Raw genomic sequence first — 17836 nt, 5'->3', positions numbered from 1 at the left:
TCGTCAGGGCAGCGTGACCAGCATCTTCTGGTACCAGGCGATGTCGATCCACTGGTCGAACTTGAAGCCGATCTCCCTCATCTGCCCGACCTTCTCGAACCCCGCTGCCACGTGGAGTGCCTCGCTGGCGGCGTTGGGCAGCGCGACCAGCGCCACGGCGGAGTGCACCCCCGAGACGGCCATGGTCTCGAGCAGTGCCGGGTAGAGGAGCCGCCCGACCCCGAGCCCCCGGACGCTGCCGTCCAGGTAGATCGAGGTCTCACGGGTCCTGTCGTAGGCGGGACGCGGCCGGAAGGACCACGAGTAGGCATACCCGACCGCCCGGTCCGACTCGTCCACCGCGACCAGGAGGTGGTCGCCGGGGTGCTGGCCGTCGAGACGAGCCCGCCAGTAGTCGAGGTCGGGGGGCTCCAGGTCGAAGGTCGCCGTGGAGTGCTCCACCGCGTCGCTGTAGATGTCGGAGATCACCGCCAGGTCTTCCTCGGTGGCGGACCGGGTGGCGAAGGAAGGCATGGCCGCATTCTTCCAGGTACGGCTGGTTCAATGTGCGGGTGCCCGACCCGAGCGAGCTCGTCCCCGACACCAAGGACTGGACCTGGGTGCTCGAGCGCCCCTGTCCGGAGTGCGGCGTGGAGGCCGCGCGCCTGACCCTGCCGGACCTGCCCGGGCTGCTGCGGCGCAGCGCTCTCGCCTTCGGCGACGTGCTCCAGGACGCGGCGGCGGTGGCCGGGCGCTACGCCACCGTGACGCCTGAGCTGGAGGGGCGCACCGGGATCCGCAGCAACGGCAGCCGGTTCACGGTGCTCACCCTCGGCCAGTACCACCTCCACGACCTCGGCAGGCCGCTGTGAGGTACACCGAGTTCTGGACCCGGCTGGAGGAGGTGAAGGGCGCCGAGGCGCGCTCCTGGGCCGAGCTCTTCGTGATGCCCGAGCTCGGCTCGCGCACCGTCCGCGAGGCGTTGGAGTCCGGGATCCCGCCCAAGCGGGTCTGGGCCGTCGTCTGGGAGACCCTGGACCTCCCGGAGTCGCTCAAGTGACCGGCATGCCCGCGGCCCCGGGAGCGGCGTCGAGCACCGCCCACGTGCAGCGGCGCACGGTCCTCACCCTGGTCCTCGTCCAGGCGGTCGGGGCACTCGGCATGACGATCGGCATCGCCACCGCGTCCCTGCTGGCGCGGGACCTCTCCGGCTCGGAGGCACTGGCCGGGCTCGCCCAGACCTTCCAGGTCCTGGGGGCGGCGGCGGCCGCCTGGCTGCTGGCCGGGCTGATGTCGCGCGCCGGGCGCCGGGTGGGTCTGGTGACCGGCTACCTCGTCGCCGGTGGGGGCGCCGTGCTGGCGGTGCTGGCGGGCGTCACGGGAAGCATGCTCGTCCTGCTCGGGGGCATGGTCCTCCTCGGCGCTGCCACGGCCGCCAACAACGCCGCCCGGTACGCCGCCACCGACCTGGCGCCCGCGGAGCACCGCGCCCGGGCCCTCTCGGTGGTGGTGTGGGCCACGACCCTGGGAGCGGTCGCCGGCCCCAACCTCACCGGTCCGGCCTCCTCGGTCGCCGCGGCGCTGGAGATACCGCGGCTCGCCGGCCCCTTCGTGCTGGGTGCGGTCGCGATGACGGCCGCCGCCCTGGTCGCCGTCGTGCTGCTGCGCCCCGACCCGCTGCTGCTGGCCCGGGAGCTGGCGAGGGAGGAGGCCGGGCCGGCGCCCGAGCCGGCCACCGGTGCGGACGCCCGCACCCCCACCTCCTGGGGCCGCGTGGTGGCGGCCGTGCGGGAGCGACCGGTGCTCGGCGTCGCCATCGTCGGTCTCTCCGGCGCCCACGCGACCATGGTGGCGGTGATGGTGATGACGCCCCTGCACATGGAGCACGGCGAGGCGGGGCTGGAGCTCATCGGCTTCGTCATCTCCGTGCACGTGCTCGGCATGTTTGCCTTCTCCCCGCTGGTGGGGACGGCGGCCGACCGCTGGGGCAGGGGACAGGTGATGGGTGCCGGGGCGGTGGTCCTGCTCGTGTCGCTGGTGCTGTGCGCCCTGGCGCCCGAGGGCAGCTCGTGGCAGATCTTCGCCGGGCTCTTCCTCCTGGGTCTGGGATGGTCGTGCGTCACGATCGCCGCCTCCACCCTGGTGGCCGACCATGCGCCGCTGGCCGTGCGGGCGGACGTGCAGGGGGTCGCCGACATGACCATGAGCCTCACCGCGGCGTGTGCCAGCGCGCTCGCGGGCCTGGTGGTCGGTGCCTGGGGCTACCCGGTGCTGGCCGGGTGCTCGGCGGTGCTGGCGCTCGCCGTGGCGGCGGCCGCGCTCCGGGTGCCCCGACACGCCACGGCCGCCTGAGGTGATCGAACACCTGTTCGGGCTACGCTGTCTCCACAGGTACGACGCGGAGCGAGGTCGTCCACAGCGAAGGCCGGGCTGATCAGGTCCTGTCGGTGGCTCGCTCTAGCGTCGAAGACGTACCTGGCAACCGACGAGACGAATGGGGCACACACATGGCTGGTGGAGACCGCGAGAAGGCGTTGGACGCTGCTCTCGCCAATATCGAGAAGTCGTTCGGCAAGGGCTCGGTCATGCGACTGGGCGACGAGACCCGCGCTCCGCTGGAGGTGATCCCGACCGGCGCCATCGCCCTCGACGTGGCCCTCGGCCTGGGCGGCCTGCCCCGTGGCAGGGTCGTGGAGATCTACGGCCCGGAGTCGTCCGGAAAGACGACCGTCGCCCTGCACGCCGTGGCCAACGCCCAGGCGGGCGGCGGCATCGTGGCGTTCATCGACGCCGAGCACGCGCTGGACCCTGACTACGCGAAGGCCCTGGGCGTCGACACCGACGCGCTCCTCGTCTCGCAGCCGGACTCCGGTGAGCAGGCGCTCGAGATCGCCGACATGCTGGTCCGGTCGGGCGCCCTCGACCTGATCGTGATCGACTCCGTCGCGGCCCTGGTGCCCCGGGCCGAGATCGAGGGGGAGATGGGAGACAGCCACGTCGGTCTGCAGGCGCGCCTGATGAGCCAGGCGCTGCGCAAGATGACCGGGGCGCTCAACAACTCCGGGACCACCGCGATCTTCATCAACCAGCTTCGCGAGAAGATCGGCGTGATGTTCGGGTCCCCCGAGACCACGACCGGTGGTCGGGCCCTGAAGTTCTACTCCTCGGTCCGTCTCGACGTGCGTCGTATCGAGACGCTCAAGGACGGCCAGGAGATGGTCGGGAACCGGACCCGCGTGAAGGTCGTCAAGAACAAGGTCGCGCCGCCGTTCAAGCAGGCCGAGTTCGACATCATGTACGGCAAGGGCATCAGCCGTGAGGGCGGCCTGATCGACGTGGGCGTCGAGGCAGGTCTCGTCCGCAAGGCCGGTGCCTGGTACACCTACGAGGGCGACCAGCTGGGCCAGGGCAAGGAGAACGCCCGTTCGTTCCTGCGGGACAACCCCGACCTGGCCAACGAGCTCGAGAAGCGGATCCTGGAGAAGCTGGGGGTGGGTCCGCAGGTCGACGCGCCGGCCGACGACCTCACCGACGAGCCCATCGGGGTCAGTGACTTCTGACGTGGCCGGTTCCACCGACCCGTCGTGGCGCGGCGACGTCCACCACGGGGTCGCGGCCTGGACCGGGGACCTTCCCGAGGACCCCGTCCAGGCCGGCCCCCCGGCCGATCACGAGGCGGTGGGCCGGAAGATCCTGCTCGACCAGCTGACCGGCCGGGCGCGCAGCCGCAAGGAGCTCGCCGACAAGCTCGCCGCCAAGAACGTGCCGTCCGAGATCGCCACCAGGCTGCTCGACCGGTTCGAGGAGGTCGGCCTGATCGACGACGAGGCGTTCGCGCGGGCCTGGATCGCCAGCCGGCAGCCGGGCAAGGGACTGGCCGGACGGGCTCTCGCCCAGGAGCTGCGCCGCAAGGGGATCGAGGACGACGTCGTCCGCGAGGCGGTGGCCGAGATCGACCCGGACGACGAGGAGGAGGCCGCGCGGTCGTTGGTCCGCAAGAAGCTGCGGAGCATGCGGCAGCTCGATCGTGACACCGCCACCCGGCGGCTCGTGGGCCTGTTGGCCCGCAAGGGCTACGGCAGCGGCCTGGCGTTCGCGGTCGTCCGCGAGGAGCTCGGGGCCGCGGGGGAGACCGACTAGTCTGCCACCATGCCTGACCTTCCTCCGCTCCCCGTGGACACCGCCCAGCTGCGGATGGCCCCCGGGCGGCCGACTCTCGACGAGGCCTCCGCCCGGTCCACGCCCGGCTTCGACGGCGACAAGGCCGCCGGGAAGGCCGCCCTGACCGGGCTGGGGGACGAGCTCGCCGACCTCCAGGAGCGCCTCTGGGCCAACCGGACGACCGGCTCCCAGCGCCGCGTCCTGCTGGTCCTGCAGGGCATGGACACCAGTGGGAAGGGCGGAGTCATCCGCAAGGCGCTCGGCCTGGTCGACCCGCAGGGGCTCCAGATCACCAGCTTCAAGTCACCGACCGACGAGGAGAAGGCGCACGACTTCCTCTGGCGGATCCGCAAGGCCGTGCCCACCCCGGGGCACATCGGCGTCTTCGACCGCAGTCACTACGAGGACGTCCTGATCGTGAAGGTCCGCGACTGGGCCACGCCCGAGGAGATCGAGCGGCGCTACGCGGCCATCAACGACTTCGAGGCCGAGCTCGCCGGCAGCGGGGTGACCGTGCTCAAGTGCATGCTCCACGTCTCGGAGGCCGAGCAGCGGGTCCGTCTCCAGGCGCGGCTGGACAACCCCGAGAAGCACTGGAAGTACGAGCCCGGCGACCTGGACGAGCGTGCCCTCTGGCCGTCCTACCGGGACGCCTACGAGACCGCCCTGGCGCGCACGAGCACCGAGGGCGCCCCGTGGCACGTGATCCCGTCGGACCGCAAGTGGTACCGCAACCTCGTGGTCGCCCAGCTCCTCCTGGAGGCGCTGCGCGGTCTGGAGCTGGGGTGGCCGGAGGCCGACTTCGACGTCGAGGCGGAGAAGACGCGGCTCGCGGCCATGGGGGAGCGGTGATCCCGAGGGTCCGGGTCAGTCGCTACGTCACCCCGCTGCGTGAGGGCGGCAGCCTGCCGGGCCTGGTGGAGGCCGAGGACCTCGGCATCTACGTGTGCAAGTTCCTCGGTGCCGGCCAGGGCGTCCGGGTCCTCGTGGCCGAGGTCGTGGTCGGGGAGCTGGCCCGGCGTCTCGGGCTGCTGACCCCGCGCCTGGTCGGCCTGGAGCTGAGCCCGGAGATCGCTCGCTACGAGGCCGACGAGGAGGTCCAGGACCTGCTGGTGGCCAGCGTGGGGCTCAACCTCGGGGTGGACTTCCTGCCTGGCGCGTTCGGCTTCGACGCCGAGCAGGCCATCGACCCGGCGACGGCGGCCCGGATCCTGTGGCTGGACGCGTTCACGGCCAACGTGGACCGCAGCTGGCGCAACCCCAACCTGCTCGTCTGGCACGGCGACGTCTGGGTGATCGACCACGGCGCCTCGCTCTACTTCCACCACGCGTGGAGCGGTGGGGTCACCGATCCGCAGCGGTTCGCCCGGCAGCCCTGGGACGTCAGCGACCACGTGCTCGAGGGGTTCCTGGGTGGAATCCAGGCGGCCGACGACCACGCGCGCTCCCTCCTCTCGCCTGAGCTCTTCGCCGAGGTGGTGGAGCTGGTCCCCGAGGAGTGGCTGCAGTCGGTGCCCGACGCCACTCCGGCCCGGCTCCGGGCCGCCTACGTGGACTTCCTCTCCGCCCGGCTCGAGAGCCGGAGCTGGCTGCCGGGCGTGGTGGCGCGATGACGCGGCTGCCCTATGAGTACGTGGTGCTGCGGTGCGTCCCCCGCCCCGAGCGTGAGGAGTTCCTCAACGTCGGCGTGGTGCTGCACTGCCAGGGCGCCGAGTTCCTCGACGTGGCCTGGCGCGCCACGCCGGAACGGCTGCACGTCCTGGACCCGGCGCTGGACGTCGACCAGGTCTGCGCCGCGCTGGCCTTCGTCGAGGGCGTCTGCGCGGGGGACTCACGCGCCGGCGCGGCAGGGGCCAAGCCCCGCGGGACGCGCTTCGGCTTCCTGAAGGCGCCGAGGTCGACGGTGCTGCAGCCGGGACCGGTGCACGGCGGAGTCACCGGCGACCCCGCCGCCGAGCTCCAGCACCTGCTGGCCAGCCTGGTCGGGTGACCGCTCGCCACGAGCAGGTCACCCGACCGGGGTAGGCGCGGGTCCTCAGACCGGAACGAGCTCCACCGCGCCGACGGCGTACCGGGCCAGGATGGTGCGGGCGACCTCGGGGTGAGCCCCGAGCGGCGCCGAGACCGCGACGGCTCCGGCTTCCAGCGCGAGCTCCGCCGCCCGGTCCGGGAGGAATCCCGGTGCCAGGAAGAGCGAGGCGACCGCGATGTGCCGCTTGCCCTGGCCGCGGAAGGCCCGGACCGCCTCACCCGTCGCCGGCGGTGCGGCCGAGGCGAACGCGGCCGTGACCGGGAGCTTGTGGCGGCTGCCCCAGACGCGTGCGAGCCGGGCCACGGACTGGTTGGCGAGCTGGTCCGAGGACCCCGCGGCCGCCAGGACCAGGGCATCGAGCTCGCGGACCCGGGCCTCCTTCAGGGCCTCGCGCATCCGGAGGTCGAGGACGTCCAGGAACGCTGCCTCGAGTCCGAGCACCGCGGTGGCGCGCACCTTCAGGCCCGGGTGGCGCTCCATGGCCTCGGCGACGGCCGCCGGCACGTCCACCTTGGCGTGGTAGGCCTCGGTGAGCAGGAGCGGCACCACCACGACCTCGTCGTGGCCCGCCTTGACGAGCCGGTCGACGGTCGTCTGGAAGGACGGCCGGGACAGCTCGAGGAACGCCTGCTCGATCCGCAGGTCCGGGCGCATGCGCCGTGCCTCGTCGACCAGGGCCTTGATCGTCGCCGCGGACCTGGGGTCACGGCTTCCGTGGGCGAGTGCAACCAATGCAGGAGCAGCCATCAGCATGGCCTCCCATCTCGGGTGAGGTGTGCATCGACGACGTTGTCGATCTTGGCGAGGGTTGAGGTCTTCATGAGTGGATCCCGCACTCGGTCTTGTTGGTGCCGGCCCAGCGGCCGCTGCGCGGGTCGTCCCCCGGCGCGACCCGCCGGGTGCACGGCCAGCAGCCGATGCTCGGGTAGCCGTCGTAGACCAGGGGGTTGACCAGGACGCCGTTCTCGATGATGTAGCGGTCGACCTGCTCGTCCGACCAGCGGGCCAGGGGGGAGACCTTCACCTTCCCCTTGCGGGCGTCCCACCCGACGACCGGCGCGATCACCCGGTTGTGGGTCTCGGCGCGCCGCAGCCCGGTGGCCCACGCGTCGTAGCCGGCGAGCGCGTCGGCGAGGGGCTTGACCTTGCGCAGGGCACAGCACAGGTCGGGGTCGGTGCGGAACAGGTCGGGGCCGTGCTCGGCGTCCTGCTCCGCCACGCTCTGCACCGGGGTGATGGTGAGCAGGTTGACCGGCAGGGTCGCCTCGACGGCGTCCCGCGTGCCGATCGTCTCGGCGAAGTGGTAGCCGGTGTCGAGGAAGACGACGTCGATGCCGGGGGCCACCCGGCCGGCCAGGTGGGCCAGCACGGCGTCGCCCATCGAGCTGGTGAGGCAGAACCGGTCGCCGAAGGTGGCGACGGCCCACTCGATGATGTGCTCGGCCGGGGCCAGCTCGAGCTCGGCGCCCACGTGGGAGACCAGCTCGCGCAGCTCCTCGGGGGAGCGGTCGGCCGTGTGGGTACCGCGGAACTCGCGGGCAGCCTGGGTGGAGAGACTCATCGGGCACCTCCTCCGGGTCTGATCATGCCGAGCATCTTGACGGTGAAGGCGCGCAGGCAGGCGCGGCACTCCCAGGCCCCGTGGGCCTCTTGGGGGAAGAGGTTCTCCTCCCCGCAGTAGGGGCAGTGGTAGGGCACCGCGCGCTCGCTCACCTCAGACCGCCTCCAATGCGCGCTCGCCGCGGAGGTGGGCCTCGTCGGCGCGGGTGACCCAGGAGGCGAACGACTCGTCCGCCCCGCGCTCGGCGAGGAAGGCGGAGACGACGTGGGTGATGTAGTCGTCGAGCTCGGCGCTGGTGACCTTGTGCGCCCGCAGCTTGCGGCCGAAGTTGGCGCCGAGCCCCAGGGCGCCCCCCAGGTGGACCTGGAAGCCCTCCACCTGGTTGCCGTCGGCGTCGAGGACCAGCTGGCCCTTGAGGCCGATGTCGGCCACCTGGGTGCGGGCGCAGGCGTTGGGGCAGCCGTTGACGTTGACGGTGATCGGCACGTCGAGCTCCGGGAACCGCCTCTCCAGCTCGGCGACCAGGGCGCGGGCCCGGTCCTTGGTGTCGACGATCGCCAGCTTGCAGAACTCGATGCCCGTGCAGGCCATGGTGTTGCGACGCCAGTTGGACGGGGTCGCGTCCAGCCCGATGCGGCGCAGGTCGGCGACGAAGGCGGCGGTGTCGTCGCCCTCGACGCCCAGCACCACGAGCTTCTGGTAGGCGGTGAGCCGGGCGCCGCGGGCGCCGTACTTGTCGACGAGGTCGGCCAGGTCGAGCAGGACGCGGCCGTTGATGCGGCCCACCACGGGGGCGGCGCCCACGAAGAACTTGCCGTCCTGCTGCTCGTGCACGCCGATGTGGTCGCCTTGGGCCAGGGGGGAGGTGGGCGAGTCGTGGTCGAGGAGCGCGCGGCCGAGGTACTCGTTCTCCAGCACCTGGCGGAACTTCTCGATGCCCCAGTCGGCGACCAGGAACTTCAGCCGCGCCTTGGAGCGCAGGCGGCGGTAGCCGTAGTCGCGGAAGATGCCGCAGACGGCCTCCCACACGTCGGGCACCTCGGCCAGCGGCACCCAGACACCCAGCTTCTGGGCGAGCATCGGGTTGGTGGAGAGGCCGCCGCCGACCCACACGTCGAAGCCGGGACCGTGCTCGGGGTGGACCGAGCCGACGAACGAGATGTCGTTGACCTCCGGCGCCACGTCGTGGCTCGGGTGCCCGGTCAGCGCGGTCTTGAACTTGCGGGGGAGGTTGGAGAACTCCGGGTTGTTGAGGGCCCGGCGCTTGATCTCCTCCAGCGCCCAGCTGCCGTCGATGATCTCGTCCTTGGCGATCCCGGCGACGGGCGAGCCGAGGAAGGGGCGGGGCGAGTCGCCGCAGGCTTCGATGGTCGTCAGGCCGGCTCCTTCGAGCCGCTCCCAGATCGCCGGCACGCTCTCGACCTCGATCCAGTGGTACTGGATGTTGTTGCGGTCGGTGATGTCGGCGGTACCGCGGGCGAACTCCTCCGAGACGCTCCCCAGCGCGCGGAGCGCGTCGGCGCCGAGCACGGCGCCGTCGGTGCGGACCCGCATCATGAAGTAGCGGTCGTCCAGCTCCTCCTCCTCGAGCTGCGCGGTCTTGCCGCCGTCGAAGCCCGGGGCGCGCTGGGTGTAGAGCCCCATCCACCGGAAGCGGCCACGGAGGTCAGCGGGGTCGATGGAGTCGAAGCCGCGCTTGGAGTAGACGTTCAGGATGCGCGCCCGGACGTTGAGCGGGTTGTCGTCCTTCTTGGACTGCTCGTTCTTGTTGAGCGGCTCGGAGTAGCCGAGGGCCCACTGGCCCTCGCCGCGCTTGGGGCGGGGGCGGGCGGTGCGGGCGGGGGCAGGCGTGGCAGTCATCGTGGTGGTCCTTGTTCGCTGAGGGCCCGCGCGCATCGTCGAGCGCGGATGGGTGGCTGTGTCAGCGGGGCCAACAGATCATGCTGCGGGTGCGCCCGTAGTCCACGTGGCGACGGACCACGAGGTAGGTGTGGGTGGCGCGGCTGATCATGTCAAGGAGTCTCAGTGGTCGGACACGGACTCCACAAGCATCCTGTCCGCCATGCGGACAGAAGTCTCAAAATGCGGACGGGTGACCCGGGGTCACCGCCTCCCCCACCCGTGGGTGAGGCGGAGGTCACACTGCTCGGGGCGCTGGCCGCGCCCGCCGGGGGCGTCACCGCGGTGCGGGGCGACGCGGCTCACTAGGCTAGGGCTCATGAGCGACTCCCTCTCCGAGACCACCAGTACCGCCTACGCCGCCGCGCTCGAGGTCATCGCCTCGGTGGAGCCGCGGGTCGCGGCCGCGACCCGGCAGGAGCTGGCCGACCAGCGAGGTTCGCTCAAGCTCATCGCCTCGGAGAACTACGCGTCACCCGCCGTGCTGCTCACCATGGGGACCTGGTTCAGCGACAAGTACGCCGAGGGCACCGTCGGCCACCGCTTCTACGCCGGGTGCCAGAACGTCGACACCGTCGAGTCGCTGGCTGCCGAGCACGCCCGCGAGCTATTCGGCGCTCCCTACGCCTACGTGCAGCCCCACTCCGGCATCGACGCCAACCTGGTCGCCTTCTGGGCGATCCTCGCCAACCGCGTCGAGACCCCGGCGCTGGCCAGGCTCGGCGCCAAGAACGTCAACGAGCTCACCGAGGCCGACTGGGAGTCGCTCCGCCACGACCTGGGCAACCAGCGGCTGCTGGGCATGAGCCTGGACGCCGGCGGTCACCTCACCCACGGGTTCCGCCCCAACATCAGCGGCAAGATGTTCCACCAGCAGCAGTACGGGACCGACCCGGAGACCGGGCTCCTGGACTACGACGCGGTGGCCGCCAAGGCGCGCGAGTTCAAGCCGTTGATCCTGGTCGCCGGCTACAGCGCCTACCCGCGGCGGGTGAACTTCGCCAAGATGCGCGAGATCGCCGACGAGGTCGGCGCCGTGCTGATGGTCGACATGGCGCACTTCGCGGGCCTGGTGGCCGGCAAGGTCTTCACCGGCGAGGAGAACCCGGTGCCCTACGCCCACGTCACCACCACCACGACCCACAAGTCGCTGCGCGGCCCGCGGGGCGGGATGGTGCTGGCGCAGGAGGAGTTCGCCGCCGACGTCGACCGCGGCTGCCCGATGGTGCTGGGCGGCCCGCTCTCCCACGTGATGGCCGCCAAGGCGGTGGCCCTGGCCGAGGCGCGGACCAGCGAGTTCCAGGACTACGCGCAGCGGGTCGCGGACAACGCCAAGTCCCTGGCGGACGGGTTCCTCAGCCGCGGGGCACAGCTGGTCACCGGCGGCACCGACAACCACCTGGTGCTGCTCGACGTCACCTCGTTCGGGCTGACCGGGCGCCAGGCGGAGTCGGCCCTGCTCGACGCCGGCGTGGTGACGAACCGCAACTCGGTCCCCGCCGACCCCAACGGTGCCTGGTACACCTCGGGGGTGCGGCTCGGGACGCCCGCCCTGACCACCCGCGGCTTCGGCCACGACGAGTTCGACCGGGTCGCCGACCTGATCGTCGAGGTGCTGCGCAACACCGAGGCCGGCGTCACCAAGGCGGGCGGTCCGTCGAAGGCGTCGTACAGCCTGGGCGAGGGAGTCGCCGACCGGGTGCGCGACGCCAGCGCGGAGATGCTGGACAAGCACCCGCTCTACCCGGGCCTCGACCTGGCCTGAGGCCGTTCGGGCTCGGGGCCGTGACCGTCGGAATCAGTCGACGGTGCGGGCTCCGGCCTCGACGGCTCGACGAGCGCTGGGGGCGTAGCCGGGGCGGGGAGCAGACGGGGGCTGTTCGCTCTCCTGCTCCACGCGGGTGCGGGGGTGCTCCGCCTCCTGCGGCTCCTCCGCCTCGCGCAGGTAAAGGACCACGGTGATCGCGTTGGTCCGCACCAGGTACTGACCGTCCGCGGGGTTGTCCAGGATGACGCCGTGACCGTCGGAGGCGACCGGGGTGCCCTCGAGCCACACGCCCTCGACCAGCACCCGTACCGGGGTGCCCTGGTCCTGGGCCCGGTTGAGCAACGTGCCGACGGTGAAGATGGTGCTGCCCTGCGTGGCCATGGATACCTGTCTGGTCAGGGGACGCGGATGTCCCGACAGGGTAGGTGCGGGCCGGGGGCGCACAGGGGCGTTTTCGACCAAGACGACGCCACGCCGGTCCGCGGATCGCGGTCACGGGGTCGCTACGGTGTGGCCCATGCCTCCCACTCGACGGCCCCGGGCGGCGGGGGACACGGTCTGGTGGGTGGGTCTCCGCGACGTGGTGTGGCGCCTCCTGGTGACCACCTTCGGGGCCTGCATGCGCTACCGGGTGACCGGGCTCGCCGCCGAGGCGGCGTTCTTCGCGATCCTCTCCGTCCCGCCGCTGGTCTTCGCCCTGACCGGTGCGATCGGCTTCGTCTCCGACCAGTACCCGGCGGCGCAGGTGGAGGACGTGCGCCGCGCGATCATCGAGCTCGCGTCGCAGGCGCTCACGGAGCGGGCCGTCGACGGGGTCATCGCACCCACCATCGACCAGGTGCTGCGCGGCGGGCGCTTCGACGTGGTCTCGGTGGGCTTCGTGCTGGCCCTGTGGTCGGGCTCCCGGGCGCTCAACGTCTTCGTGGACACCATCACGATCATGCACGGGTTGGGAGGGGAGCGCGGGATCGTCCGCACCCGCGCGCTGTCGTTCGGCCTCTACCTGCTCGCGCTGCTCACCGGAGCCGTCACGATCCCGCTGATCGTCCTGGGCCCCGGGCTGCTGGGGGAGTGGCTCCCGGGCGACCTGCAGTTCCTCATGGCCTTCTACTGGCCGACCGTGATCCTGGTCTGCATCTGCTTCCTCGCCACGCTGTACCACGTGTCGGTGCCCGTGCGGACGAATTGGAGCTTCAACCTGCCGGGCGCGACGTTCTCACTGGTGAGCTGGATCGTCGGCTCCTGGGCGCTGCGCTGGATCCTGACCGTGACCGCAGCGGACTCCAAGTCGATCTTCGGGCCGCTCGCCGCGCCGATCGCGGTGCTTCTGTGGCTCTACGTGCTGGCCATCGCCGTCCTCATCGGTGCCGCGGTGAACGCGGCCTTCGACACGGTCTTTCCGCAGAGCGCCACGACCCGGGCACGCCACGAGCTCGTGCAGCGACTTCGGGTGCGCATGGGCGTGAAAGACTGACCCGGTGAGCCAACCGTCGGCGCAGCCCGGTCCCGCAGCGAGCAGGGTCGCGCTGCCGGACCCGGAACGCTCCCCGTGGTGGGAGCTCGGTCGCCGGATCCTGGCCGCCCTGGCGGTGCTGGTCGGCACCGTCCTCCTCGTCTACCTGGACCGGGACGGCTACCGGGACTCCCACGACGGCAAGGTCGGCCTGCTCGACGCGATCTACTACACCACCGTGACGCTGAGCACGACCGGGTACGGCGACATCGCCCCGGTGACGGACCAGGCGAGACTGATCAACGCCCTGGTCGTCACCCCGGCGCGCATCGCCTTCCTGGTGCTGCTGATCGGCACCACCCTGGAGGTGCTCGCCTCCCAGGGCCGCGAGATGTTCCGGGTCGCCCGGTGGAGGAAGAACATGGGAGATCACGTCGTCGTCATCGGCTACGGCACCAAGGGACGCAGCGCGGTGCACACCCTGCTGAGCAACGGCCTCGACAAGGGGTCGGTGGTCGTCGTCGACCCCAGTCCGTTGGCGCTGGCCGACGCCCACGAAGACGGGCTGGCCGTGGTGACCGGCGACGCCACCCGCCGCCAGGTGCTCCGGCAGGCGGACGTGCACGAGGCGCGCCAGGTGATCATCACCACCGACAAGGACGCCTCCAACGTGCTGGCCACCCTGACGGTGCGCCAGCTCAACCCGGACGCGTTCATCGTGGTGGCGGTGCGCGAGCAGGAGAACGTGCCGCTGATGCGGCAGTCCGGCGCGGACTCGGTGATCACCTCCTCGGAGGCGGTGGGACGGCTGCTCGGCCTCTCCTCGCTCTCCCCGCTGCTGGGCTCGGTGATGGAGGATCTGCTGACCTACGGGGAGGGGCTGGAGGTGGCGGAGCGCGACCTGCTGGTCAACGAGGTCGGTCAGCAGCCGCAGCGCCTGCCCGACCAGGTCATCGCGGTGGTCCGCGACGAGAAGGTCTACCGCTACTTCGACCCCGTGGTCACGCAGCTGGCACGCGGGGACAGGCTCGTGGTGGTCCGGCCGGCCCGGGAGCTGCCGTGGGCGCCGCGCCCCGGCACCCACGGCGAGGACACCGCGGACTCCGCGCTCGACCGGGCGTGAGCGTCCAGGAATCCTCCTGGCGCACCGTGCTGGTCACCGGCGGGGTGCGCTCGGGGAAGTCGACCCACGCGGAGCGCCTCGCCTCGGCGCACGAGCCGGTCCTCTACGTGGCGCCCGGACCCCTGCCTGACGCCGACGACGCGGACTGGCTGGCCCGGGTCGAGGCCCACCGGGCCAGGCGTCCGGAGGGGTGGCGCACGGTGGAGGGGCACGACGTGCCGGCGGCGTTCTCCGCGGCGGGCACGGCCACGGTCCTCCTGGACTGTCTCGGCACCTGGCTCACCGCCGTCGTCGACGCCGCAGGGGCGTGGGAGGAGCCGGACGAGGTCCTGCGCACGCTGGTGACCGACTCCCTGGGCCCCGTGCTCACCGCCGTCCGCGACCACCCGGGGAGGGTCGTGGTGGTGACCAACGAGGTCGGCCTCGGGGTGGTGCCCGCGCACCGCTCGGGGCGGGTCTTCCGCGACCTGCTGGGCACGGTGAACCAGCGGATGGCGGAGGTCTGCGACCAGGTGCACCTGGTGGTCGCCGGCCGGGTGCTGGTGCTCTGAGGCGGCTAGGGCGTGTCTCCTAAGCCCGGATCCACCTAGCTGATCGGTGGATCCGAGGCTATGGCACTCGGAGGATGCGTACCGGGTCTTGTGCTGCGGCGATGGTTGCAGGCGGGACTGCGGCCAGGAGGGCGGTGAGCAGCGTCAGGGTGGGGACCCCGAGGATGAACGGGATTCCTGGGACGGTGCCTTGGGTGGCGTTCACCATGGCCACCCCGAACCCGGTGCCCAGCGTGACGCCTGCGAGGGCGCCGAGCCCGGTAGGGAGCAGCACCAGTACGACTAGAGCGGACCGGGTCGCTCCGAGCGCGCGGCGGCGGCCGAAGTCGCGTTTGCGCGCTGCGGTCGCGCCGTAGAGGCTGACCGCGATGAGGACCAGGCCGCTGGCCAAGGCAAGGAGCATGAGCTGTCGGCCACTGTCGCCGAGCTCGCCGCGGAGCACCTCCTGGAGGTCGACGAGCACCGCGGGAGAGTCGATGCGCAGCTGGCTGGGGTCGGTCATGTGGAGCATGGTGGGGATCGCCCGTTCGAGGGTGCGTACGTCAGCGACGGTCTCAGCAACGACGTAGACCTCTCGCATCAGGCGGTCGTCGCTTGGGACGGTGCGGATCAGGACGCTCTGCTGGAGCTCTGTCACCGGGGAAGCCGCGTCGAAGGTGCCGACGACGGGGCCGTCGAAAAGTGGGCCGCGCACACCGCCGGTCCGATCGGCCAGACCGAGGGCGATCATGGCCTCGGTGCCCGCGATCGCCTCCTCGAGGCGAGGCGCGCGGCCCGCGGTGAGCCGGACCGAGGGTGGAAGCTCGCTGAAGAGCGCTGCGCTGGGAACGGGTCGGCCGACCTGTGGCATGGCGCTGTTGCGCACGTCGACGGTGTCCCCGATGGCCAGCATCCAGTCGACGCCGGGAAGCTCGGCAACGTGCTGCACACCCATGGCGGTCAGACCCGCCTCCCCGGACGGATCAGAGAACCGGATCGTGCGGGCGCCGGCTCCGTCGACTTGACTGACCACGGCGGCCTCGGCAGCGGCGGCACGGCCGGCGGTGACGAAGACCGAGAGGCAGACCGCGGCTGTGATGAATGCGGTGACGACCGAGACCAGGGGTTGGGCACGGAAGATCTGCCACCCCTCCCCGAGCAGCGCGCGGGTGCCTGGCCGGCCAGGCGGCACGTCGGCTCCCCTCATGCGCCGACCGTCAGTCGTGCGTCGGCGCGTTCCGCGAGCGCATCATCGTGCGTGGCGACGATGACGGTCGCGCCCTCCGCAGCAGCGTCGATGAAGGCCTGCCAGACGACGACGGTGGTGTCCGCGTCGAGGTTGCCGGTCGGCTCGTCCCCGATGATGACGGGCGGCTGCTTGACCAGGGCCCGGCAGACCGCGACGCGCTGCGCCTGGCCTCCGGAGATCTCGCCGGGCCGGTGATCGGCGCGATGACTGACCTCCAGACGCTCAAGGAGCCCGTAGGCCCGTGCGGCGGCGTCCGTGCGGGTGATGCCGGCGTACAGGGCTCCTTCAAGCACGTTGTCCAGCACCGACCGGGACAGATCGAGCATCGCGTCCTGGAACACGAATCCCACACTCGCGCTCCGGACCTGGGTGCGGGCAGCGTCAGACAGAGAGGTCACTTCCCGATCGCCGTAAAAGACCGCACCCTCCCGGGCACGCAGCATCAACGCGATGAGGTAGAGCAACGTCGACTTCCCCCCGCCGGAGGGCCCGGTCACCGCCGTGATCGCTCCGGACGGAAACGAGTGCGTCAGCCCCTCGAACACCCGATCGCCTCCGGCGCGGTAGGCGAAGCTCAGCTCCTCGACGCGGATCATCCGCCCTGCGCCTCGGCCTGGCCGAACAGCAGGATCTCTGTACCGATCTCCACGCCATCCACGATTGCCTGACCGCCGTCCGCGGCCAGCACCTCCACGGGTCGCTGTTCCCCGGAGGTGTCGGTCACGAAGAGCCCACCGCTCACGTCGGACTGGATCGCCGCCGCGGGAACCATCGGACCGGACGTGCGGGGCACGACCACCACGGTCGCGCGCAACCGCTGCGGTCCGTCGGTGCCGACGTACCGATCACACCGGGCACCGCACACCTCGCCTCCTCGGGCGCCTCGTAGCACCAGGGTGGTTTCACCGGGCTCACCGGCTTGGAGCGAGGCAACCTGGGCCTTCCACGTTTGACCGCCGGTGCTGACGCGCACCCGCGCGTTCGGCGGCACGGAGTCCAGCTGTTCATCTGACAGGGTCATGGTGAAGCGCGGGGAGGCGGCGAGCACGTGCACTGCCTCGGTGCCAGGGGAAACCTGCGCACCCACGGTGATCGATTCCGCCAGTCTCACGCGGGAAGGCAGCCGATCAACGAAGAGGAGATCGCCTCGCGGGACCACACCCGTCTCGCGGACCCCACTGGATCGTTGCCACGCTCGCACCGCCGACTCAGTGGCCGTGCCGAACGTCCCCGATGGAGTCGAACTGAGGTACCCACGATCGGAAAGCAGTTGCTGAAGCTGACGGACATCCTGCCCCACGTCCCCCGCGGACAAGTCCCGGTACTGCGGCACAGCACCTGAAGCCACGAACACCGGCCGCTCGTCGACGCGATAGAGGACGTCCCCGCTCCGCACGCTGCTCCCCGGCCTGACGAGGACGCCCGTGACGGTTCCGCTAGCGGCGTTGGTCGCCCTCCTCACCACCTGCCACTCGGCGGTGGCGCCGAAGTCGAAACCTCGCTCCACCCTGCCCTTGTCAACCGTGTACGTCACCGCCTCGGCATCGGGTAGATCCACCGCTGGCGGAGCAAGCGTTGCTCGACCAGCTCCCCAGCCCAGGGCAGCCACCATTGCGGCCCCGGCCGCCCAGAGCACGATCGTCCTCACACGGCCCACATGTACCCCCGCCCCGTCCTCTCCGTCCAAGCGCGTGCGCGTTCTCAACCCTTGACGGCCGCCCCCGCCGCACGCATGCTCATAGTCCACTACATCAACGGGGAAAATCATGCACCGACGAAAGATCATCGTTGCTGGAGCAACAATAGGGCTAGTGGCTCTTGCAGCCGTGCCAGCCAATGCGGTGTCCTCGACCGGCAATCGATCCTGCAACCCTACGAACGGCTACGGCTGGGTCGAGGCCCAGCACAAGGGATCCGCCGAGCAGCGGCCTCCTGGCGGGATTAACCAGTTGCTCGGCTCTTCTTCCGGGTGGAGCACCTACAAGACATTCGCAAGCGTTCCCGGAGGAGGATCTTGGCGGGCATACGGCAGCGTCGGCTTGCAGAACGTCAGCACCGGCTGTGTAGGCGGATGACCGCTA

General features: G+C 71.3%; 21 protein-coding genes. 12 read left to right on the top strand and 9 right to left on the bottom strand.

Annotated elements, in window-relative coordinates; genetic code table 11:
• Nucleotides 1–3: 3 nt before the first annotated feature.
• Complete coding sequence (locus AC3X7R_RS14215; protein WP_489966315.1) at nt 4–513, bottom strand: GNAT family N-acetyltransferase; 510 nt, start codon at nt 511–513, stop codon at nt 4–6.
• A gap of 38 nt (nt 514–551) precedes the next feature.
• Between AC3X7R_RS14215 and AC3X7R_RS14210 the strand changes: the two genes are divergently transcribed.
• The 8 genes from AC3X7R_RS14210 (at nt 552) to AC3X7R_RS14175 (ending at nt 6130) form a co-directional block, all read left to right on the top strand.
• Entirely contained in the window at nt 552–851 is a 300-nt protein-coding gene (locus AC3X7R_RS14210; protein ID WP_489966314.1) for a hypothetical protein, read from the top strand.
• Nucleotides 848–1039 (top strand): DUF3046 domain-containing protein, encoded by a 192-nt coding sequence (locus tag AC3X7R_RS14205; protein WP_489966313.1) that lies wholly within the window; start codon nt 848–850, stop codon nt 1037–1039. Before AC3X7R_RS14210 ends, AC3X7R_RS14205 begins: the two co-directional genes overlap by 4 nt.
• Before the next feature lie 5 nt (nt 1040–1044).
• Entirely contained in the window at nt 1045–2331 is a 1287-nt protein-coding gene (locus AC3X7R_RS14200) for an MFS transporter (protein ID WP_489966312.1), read from the top strand.
• A 155-nt stretch (nt 2332–2486) separates the two neighbouring features.
• A complete protein-coding gene (gene recA / locus AC3X7R_RS14195) occupies nt 2487–3539 on the top strand; it encodes a recombinase RecA (RefSeq protein WP_489966311.1) in 1053 nt (350 codons plus the stop codon).
• 1 nt (nt 3540) lies between these two features.
• Nucleotides 3541–4119 (top strand): regulatory protein RecX, encoded by a 579-nt coding sequence (locus tag AC3X7R_RS14190; protein ID WP_489966310.1) that lies wholly within the window; start codon nt 3541–3543, stop codon nt 4117–4119.
• Nucleotides 4120–4128: 9 nt separating this feature from the next.
• Nucleotides 4129–4992: a PPK2 family polyphosphate kinase gene (locus AC3X7R_RS14185; protein ID WP_489966309.1), complete on the top strand. Its 864-nt coding sequence runs from the start codon at nt 4129–4131 to the stop codon at nt 4990–4992.
• Nucleotides 4989–5753 carry a HipA family kinase gene (locus tag AC3X7R_RS14180; protein ID WP_489966308.1) on the top strand — a complete coding sequence of 255 codons (765 nt, stop codon included), beginning with the start codon at nt 4989–4991 and terminating at the stop codon, nt 5751–5753. The genes AC3X7R_RS14185 and AC3X7R_RS14180 overlap by 4 nt, the downstream gene beginning before the upstream one ends.
• Nucleotides 5750–6130: a DUF3037 domain-containing protein gene (locus tag AC3X7R_RS14175; protein WP_489966307.1), complete on the top strand. Its 381-nt coding sequence runs from the start codon at nt 5750–5752 to the stop codon at nt 6128–6130. Before AC3X7R_RS14180 ends, AC3X7R_RS14175 begins: the two co-directional genes overlap by 4 nt.
• Nucleotides 6131–6175: 45 nt before the next feature.
• Here AC3X7R_RS14175 and AC3X7R_RS14170 read toward each other — a convergent pair whose 3' ends face one another.
• The 4 genes from AC3X7R_RS14170 to AC3X7R_RS14155 all read right to left on the bottom strand — a co-directional run bounded on the left by AC3X7R_RS14170 (nt 6176) and on the right by AC3X7R_RS14155 (nt 9593).
• Nucleotides 6176–6919: a sirohydrochlorin chelatase gene (locus tag AC3X7R_RS14170; RefSeq protein WP_489966306.1), complete on the bottom strand. Its 744-nt coding sequence runs from the start codon at nt 6917–6919 to the stop codon at nt 6176–6178.
• 70 nt (nt 6920–6989) lie between these two features.
• Nucleotides 6990–7733, bottom strand: a complete 744-nt coding sequence (locus tag AC3X7R_RS14165) for a phosphoadenylyl-sulfate reductase (protein ID WP_489966305.1) — start codon at nt 7731–7733, stop codon at nt 6990–6992.
• Nucleotides 7730–7885, bottom strand: a complete 156-nt coding sequence (locus tag AC3X7R_RS14160) for a hypothetical protein (protein ID WP_489966304.1) — start codon at nt 7883–7885, stop codon at nt 7730–7732. Before AC3X7R_RS14160 ends, AC3X7R_RS14165 begins: the two co-directional genes overlap by 4 nt.
• A 1-nt stretch (nt 7886) precedes the next feature.
• Entirely contained in the window at nt 7887–9593 is a 1707-nt protein-coding gene (locus AC3X7R_RS14155) for a nitrite/sulfite reductase (RefSeq protein ID WP_489966303.1), read from the bottom strand.
• Between the two features lie 358 nt (nt 9594–9951).
• On the opposite strand from AC3X7R_RS14155, the gene AC3X7R_RS14150 reads away from it, so the two are divergent.
• On the top strand, nt 9952–11397 hold the full coding sequence (locus AC3X7R_RS14150; RefSeq protein ID WP_489966302.1) for a glycine hydroxymethyltransferase: 1446 nt from the start codon (nt 9952–9954) through the stop codon (nt 11395–11397).
• 33 nt (nt 11398–11430) lie between these two features.
• On the opposite strand, the gene AC3X7R_RS14145 is transcribed toward AC3X7R_RS14150, so the two are convergent.
• Nucleotides 11431–11781 carry a hypothetical protein gene (locus tag AC3X7R_RS14145; RefSeq protein ID WP_489966301.1) on the bottom strand — a complete coding sequence of 117 codons (351 nt, stop codon included), beginning with the start codon at nt 11779–11781 and terminating at the stop codon, nt 11431–11433.
• A 136-nt stretch (nt 11782–11917) separates the two neighbouring features.
• Here AC3X7R_RS14145 and AC3X7R_RS14140 point away from each other — a divergent pair, with 136 nt between their 5' ends.
• The 3 genes from AC3X7R_RS14140 to AC3X7R_RS14130 are packed head-to-tail and all read left to right on the top strand — an operon-like array spanning nt 11918 to nt 14527.
• Entirely contained in the window at nt 11918–12874 is a 957-nt protein-coding gene (locus AC3X7R_RS14140; RefSeq protein ID WP_489966300.1) for a YihY/virulence factor BrkB family protein, read from the top strand.
• A 4-nt stretch (nt 12875–12878) separates the two neighbouring features.
• Entirely contained in the window at nt 12879–13976 is a 1098-nt protein-coding gene (locus tag AC3X7R_RS14135) for a potassium channel family protein (RefSeq protein ID WP_489966299.1), read from the top strand.
• Nucleotides 13973–14527 carry a bifunctional adenosylcobinamide kinase/adenosylcobinamide-phosphate guanylyltransferase gene (locus tag AC3X7R_RS14130; RefSeq protein ID WP_489966298.1) on the top strand — a complete coding sequence of 185 codons (555 nt, stop codon included), beginning with the start codon at nt 13973–13975 and terminating at the stop codon, nt 14525–14527. Before AC3X7R_RS14135 ends, AC3X7R_RS14130 begins: the two co-directional genes overlap by 4 nt.
• A 58-nt stretch (nt 14528–14585) precedes the next feature.
• Here the strand turns inward: AC3X7R_RS14130 and AC3X7R_RS14125 are convergent, their stop codons facing one another.
• From AC3X7R_RS14125 to AC3X7R_RS14115, 3 genes are read right to left on the bottom strand one after another with little or no spacing between them, the layout of a single operon-like run.
• Nucleotides 14586–15713 (bottom strand): FtsX-like permease family protein, encoded by a 1128-nt coding sequence (locus tag AC3X7R_RS14125; RefSeq protein ID WP_489966297.1) that lies wholly within the window; start codon nt 15711–15713, stop codon nt 14586–14588.
• A complete protein-coding gene (locus AC3X7R_RS14120; RefSeq protein WP_489966296.1) occupies nt 15710–16351 on the bottom strand; it encodes an ABC transporter ATP-binding protein in 642 nt (213 codons plus the stop codon). The genes AC3X7R_RS14125 and AC3X7R_RS14120 overlap by 4 nt, the downstream gene beginning before the upstream one ends.
• Nucleotides 16348–17313 (bottom strand): peptidoglycan-binding protein, encoded by a 966-nt coding sequence (locus tag AC3X7R_RS14115; RefSeq protein ID WP_489966295.1) that lies wholly within the window; start codon nt 17311–17313, stop codon nt 16348–16350. The genes AC3X7R_RS14120 and AC3X7R_RS14115 overlap by 4 nt, the downstream gene beginning before the upstream one ends.
• Nucleotides 17314–17836: the final 523 nt, after the last annotated feature.

Source organism: Nocardioides sp. Z22_16 (assembly GCF_058134365.1).
Note: the sequence above shows the minus strand (reverse complement) of the source record. Positions and strands in the feature narration are given on the sequence as shown.

What these genes read in the sequence shown, in the direction of transcription:
- AC3X7R_RS14125 (WP_489966297.1), bottom strand. Translation starts at nt 15,713, where the DNA reads ATGAGGGGAGCCGACGTGCCGCCTGGCCGGCCAGGCACCCGCGCGCTG.
- AC3X7R_RS14165 (WP_489966305.1), bottom strand. Translation starts at nt 7,733, where the DNA reads ATGAGTCTCTCCACCCAGGCTGCCCGCGAGTTCCGCGGTACCCACACG.
- AC3X7R_RS14200 (WP_489966312.1), top strand. Translation starts at nt 1,045, where the DNA reads ATGCCCGCGGCCCCGGGAGCGGCGTCGAGCACCGCCCACGTGCAGCGG.
- AC3X7R_RS14185 (WP_489966309.1), top strand. Translation starts at nt 4,129, where the DNA reads ATGCCTGACCTTCCTCCGCTCCCCGTGGACACCGCCCAGCTGCGGATG.
- AC3X7R_RS14120 (WP_489966296.1), bottom strand. Translation starts at nt 16,351, where the DNA reads ATGATCCGCGTCGAGGAGCTGAGCTTCGCCTACCGCGCCGGAGGCGAT.
- AC3X7R_RS14215 (WP_489966315.1), bottom strand. Translation starts at nt 513, where the DNA reads ATGCCTTCCTTCGCCACCCGGTCCGCCACCGAGGAAGACCTGGCGGTG.
- recA (WP_489966311.1), top strand. Translation starts at nt 2,487, where the DNA reads ATGGCTGGTGGAGACCGCGAGAAGGCGTTGGACGCTGCTCTCGCCAAT.
- AC3X7R_RS14140 (WP_489966300.1), top strand. Translation starts at nt 11,918, where the DNA reads ATGCCTCCCACTCGACGGCCCCGGGCGGCGGGGGACACGGTCTGGTGG.
- AC3X7R_RS14170 (WP_489966306.1), bottom strand. Translation starts at nt 6,919, where the DNA reads ATGGCTGCTCCTGCATTGGTTGCACTCGCCCACGGAAGCCGTGACCCC.
- AC3X7R_RS14155 (WP_489966303.1), bottom strand. Translation starts at nt 9,593, where the DNA reads ATGACTGCCACGCCTGCCCCCGCCCGCACCGCCCGCCCCCGCCCCAAG.
- AC3X7R_RS14150 (WP_489966302.1), top strand. Translation starts at nt 9,952, where the DNA reads ATGAGCGACTCCCTCTCCGAGACCACCAGTACCGCCTACGCCGCCGCG.
- AC3X7R_RS14145 (WP_489966301.1), bottom strand. Translation starts at nt 11,781, where the DNA reads ATGGCCACGCAGGGCAGCACCATCTTCACCGTCGGCACGTTGCTCAAC.
- AC3X7R_RS14175 (WP_489966307.1), top strand. Translation starts at nt 5,750, where the DNA reads ATGACGCGGCTGCCCTATGAGTACGTGGTGCTGCGGTGCGTCCCCCGC.